This is a genomic window from Mucilaginibacter sp., from assembly GCF_035492695.1.
Taxonomy (GTDB): Bacteria; Bacteroidota; Bacteroidia; order Sphingobacteriales; family Sphingobacteriaceae; genus Mucilaginibacter.
In genome coordinates, this window is record NZ_DATJJC010000021.1 from 1 (window position 1) to 3,460 (window position 3,460).

3 protein-coding genes are annotated in these 3,460 nt (G+C 43.9%); 1 reads left to right on the plus strand and 2 read right to left on the minus strand.

What is annotated here, in order from left to right:
* The first annotated feature begins 89 nt into the window (after positions 1-89).
* A complete protein-coding gene (locus VL525_RS13980) occupies positions 90-2,009 on the plus strand; it encodes an SPFH domain-containing protein (protein ID WP_325387644.1) in 1,920 nt (639 codons plus the stop codon).
* Positions 2,010-2,175: 166 nt separating this feature from the next.
* Here the strand turns inward: VL525_RS13980 and VL525_RS13985 are convergent, their stop codons facing one another.
* Both VL525_RS13985 and VL525_RS13990 read right to left on the minus strand, forming a co-directional pair.
* Positions 2,176-2,511 carry a hypothetical protein gene (locus tag VL525_RS13985; RefSeq protein ID WP_325387646.1) on the minus strand — a complete coding sequence of 112 codons (336 nt, stop codon included), beginning with the start codon at positions 2,509-2,511 and terminating at the stop codon, positions 2,176-2,178.
* Between the two features lie 78 nt (positions 2,512-2,589).
* On the minus strand, positions 2,590-3,460 hold an 871-nt coding region (locus VL525_RS13990), incomplete at its 5' end, for an MlaD family protein (RefSeq protein ID WP_325387648.1).

Here is a 3,460-nt window from a genome sequence, read left to right on the forward strand (position 1 = left end):
GTGCTATATAGCTAAGGTCTCAACAAGCTATAAGTTTTTGTGAGGAGTCCGCACCTTAAGGTCTCCGTTAAAAAATCTAAACAAATAATATGAACAATTTTTCGATCCAATTACTTTGGTGGGCTGTGCCTGTCATCGTGCTTCTTGTGGCGTACAAATTTGTACTCCGTGTTTTCTTTGGTATGGTTATCGTTCCCGACGACCGTATCGGTCTTGTAGTTAAAAAATATGTGCTCTCGGGCAATAAACGCCTTCCCGATGGCCGTATTATCGCTACCAACGGCGAAGCCGGTATGCAGGCTAAGGCATTGGCTCCGGGTTTGTATTGGGGCATGTGGCCATGGCAATATTCTGTTGTGATGCAGCCGTTTGTTATCATCGAACAGAACAAGCTGGGACTGGTGAAGGCAAAAGACGGTGCTTCGCTGGACACAGGTCGTGTATTGGGTAAACCTGTTGAGTGCGACAAATTTCAGGATGCAACTGCGTTTTTGGATAATGGCGGTCAGAAAGGCCCGCAGGCTGCTTTCCTTACCCCAGGTAGTTATCGCATCAACGCTTTTTTGTTCGATATCGAGATGGTGCCTATTACCCAGATACAGGAAAATAAAGTAGGTATTGTAACCACGCTCGACGGTGAGCCATTGGGTAAAGGCGAGATAGCCGGAGTATCTGTAGCAGGGCATAAAAACTACCAGGACCCTATTGCCTTTATTAATGCCGGCGGTATGAAAGGCTTGCAGGAAGATGTAATTCTGGCCGGTACTTACTATCTGAACCCATGGTTTGTTATAGTTGAGCAAGTGGACATGATCTATATTCCAATCGGTTATGTTGGTGTGGTAAACTCATTCGTTGGCCCTGAAGGTAAAGATACCAGCGGCGACAGCTTTAAACATGGTAATATTGTAAAGAAGACCCAAAAAGGTGTTTGGGACGAACCGCTCGATCCAGGTAAGCACCCCGTAAATATTTATACTCATGCAGTAGAGGTGGTACCTACAACCAATATTGTACTCAACTGGGCCAATAGTCGTACAGAAGCACATGAGCTGGATAAGAACCTATGTACCATTACAGTTCGTTCTTCAGACGGTTTTACATTCAATCTTGATGTTTCACAGATCATCCATATACCGCGTAACGAAGCTCCAAAAGTGATAGCACGTTTTGGGAATATGAAAAACCTGGTATCTCAGGTGCTGGAACCGACTATTGCTAACTACTTCCGTAACTCGGCACAAAAGAGTGACGTAATCGAGTTCCTGGCTAACCGTATACAACGCCAGGATGATGCAAAAAGCCATATCAGCAAGGTGCTGAGCGATTATAACGTGGTGGGAGTGGATACCCTGATTGGTGACATTGTACCTCCGGAAGCCTTGATGAAAACCCTGACCGACCGTAAACTGGCGGAACAGGAAAAGATAACTTACGAAATTCAGCGTAACGCACAAATTGAACGTAAAGAGTTTGAAAGTGCTAAAGCGGGTGCTGATATGCAGCCAGAGGTAGTAAAATCAACCCGCCAGGTAGAGATCAACACACAATTGGCTGCTTCGAAGGTTGCCGGTGCCAAAGGTGAAGCTGAATCAAAAACCATTAACGCTGAGGCTGACGCTAAGGTGAAAACCATCAACGCTAAAGCCGACGCCGAAGTGAAGACTGTAAATGCTACCGCCGATGCTAACGCTACCGAAGTGAATGGTAAAGCCGAAGCCGGCAAGATCAAAGCTATCGGTTTGGCTGAAGCCGAAGTTACCAAGCAGAAAACCCAGGCCATGGGTTCAGAACAATATGCTATCGTACGTGTGGCCGAAACATTGGCCAGCAACAATATCAAACTGGTTCCTGAAATATTGGTTAGCGGTAAAAACGGGGAAAGCAGTGGTGGTATGATCGATGCCCTGATCGGCAATGAAATGCTGAAAAAGCTTCAGGCCGAGAACGGAAAAGCAAAAGATCAGCCTAAAAAGAAAGACGATAACTCAGATAACAGAACTGAATAACCTTTACCATTATCATGATTCGAGGCGTGCCGAAAGGTGCGCCTTTTTTAATGTCTGAACTATGATTTGTTTGATTTTTTGATGGACTATGATTTGTTGCCATTATTCATAATTCTCATTTAATCAAACAAATCATAGATTGGAAAAATGCGCCATGACGACCATATTATATCTTCTCCGGCTGTGTTATTCCCGGGCCTAAAATTTCCACCAACTCCGCCTCATGCTCTTCTTCCTCAACATCGGTTGCATAACTCAGTTTACGGAAACGCCACAAAGCAAAAGCCGGCTCCTGGAATCTGTTTAAAAGCTTGAAGTATTTCGGAAAGTTATGAACTTCGTCCAGCAGTACGCCCGGCACTATTCCGTCGTTCTCCAGTATCTCGCGGATGGTGTATTCTTTATTCTTGGTTATCCAGATCTCAAAATCCTGCTTGATCTCCTCAGCCTTTTCCGGATCGATCCTCGCATCGATACATATCACTTTATCTCCGGGTTTCATCTCTTCAGTTGTAATGTTGTAAAGTTGAAAGGTTGTAAAGTTGCCGTCAACTAATCTTAAGCACTATTTTCTACTAATTTACCTGCCTCCGGTCGCTTTCTTCAAACTATCCGCCTGCGCTTTTGCTTTCTTTTTGAAAAAATTCCTTAACAAAAAGTTATGCTGAGCTGCCTCAAGATCGTCATTTAATTTAATAGAACTTTGCTGCAAATTGTTTAGCGAAGTTCTAACCTGTTCAGCACCTTTCGGGTCGTTTAATAATACGCCTAATGCATTATCAGTAGTGGTCAATTTCTTACTTGCAGTATTCAAATTTTGAGTCAGCTCATTAGCGTTGGCCACAGTTTTCTGTAATTGGGCTACAGCGCCCTGTATTTTGTTGAATGTAACGGTATCTGTCAGGAATTTGTCCGCCAAACCGCCTTTGGTGTTTATTTTCTTGCCGAAATTATCCAGTTGAACTGCCATACGAGCTGCGCTTTGCGAAGTAGCCTCCAGGTTTCTCATGGTATTCTTTAACTGATTACCCATTGTGCTGTCGGCCAACAAAGCGCCTACAGTACCTTTACCTTGCAGAATTTTATGGCTCAGCTCTTTAAAATCTTTGGTTATAGATAGTAGGTTCTCGTTGTTTTGCTGCAAGGTTTTTAGCATGTCATCGGTAGATGCCACCTTTTCGGCCTGTAAAACATCACCATCCTGAACAACCGGAGCATGCGGACTCCCACCTTCTATTACAATGATTTTATTACCTATTAAACCGTCAGAGCCGATCTTTACACCCGCATCGTGATGGATATAAGGTTGGGAAGCTTCATCTATGCTCATTTTTACATCTACCTGGGAAGGTCCTGTAAAGTGCACATCGCTTATCGTACCCACTTTAACGCCCGAGAACCATACATTGTTCCCTTTCTTTAAACCAGCAACATCATCGAAAATAGCGCTG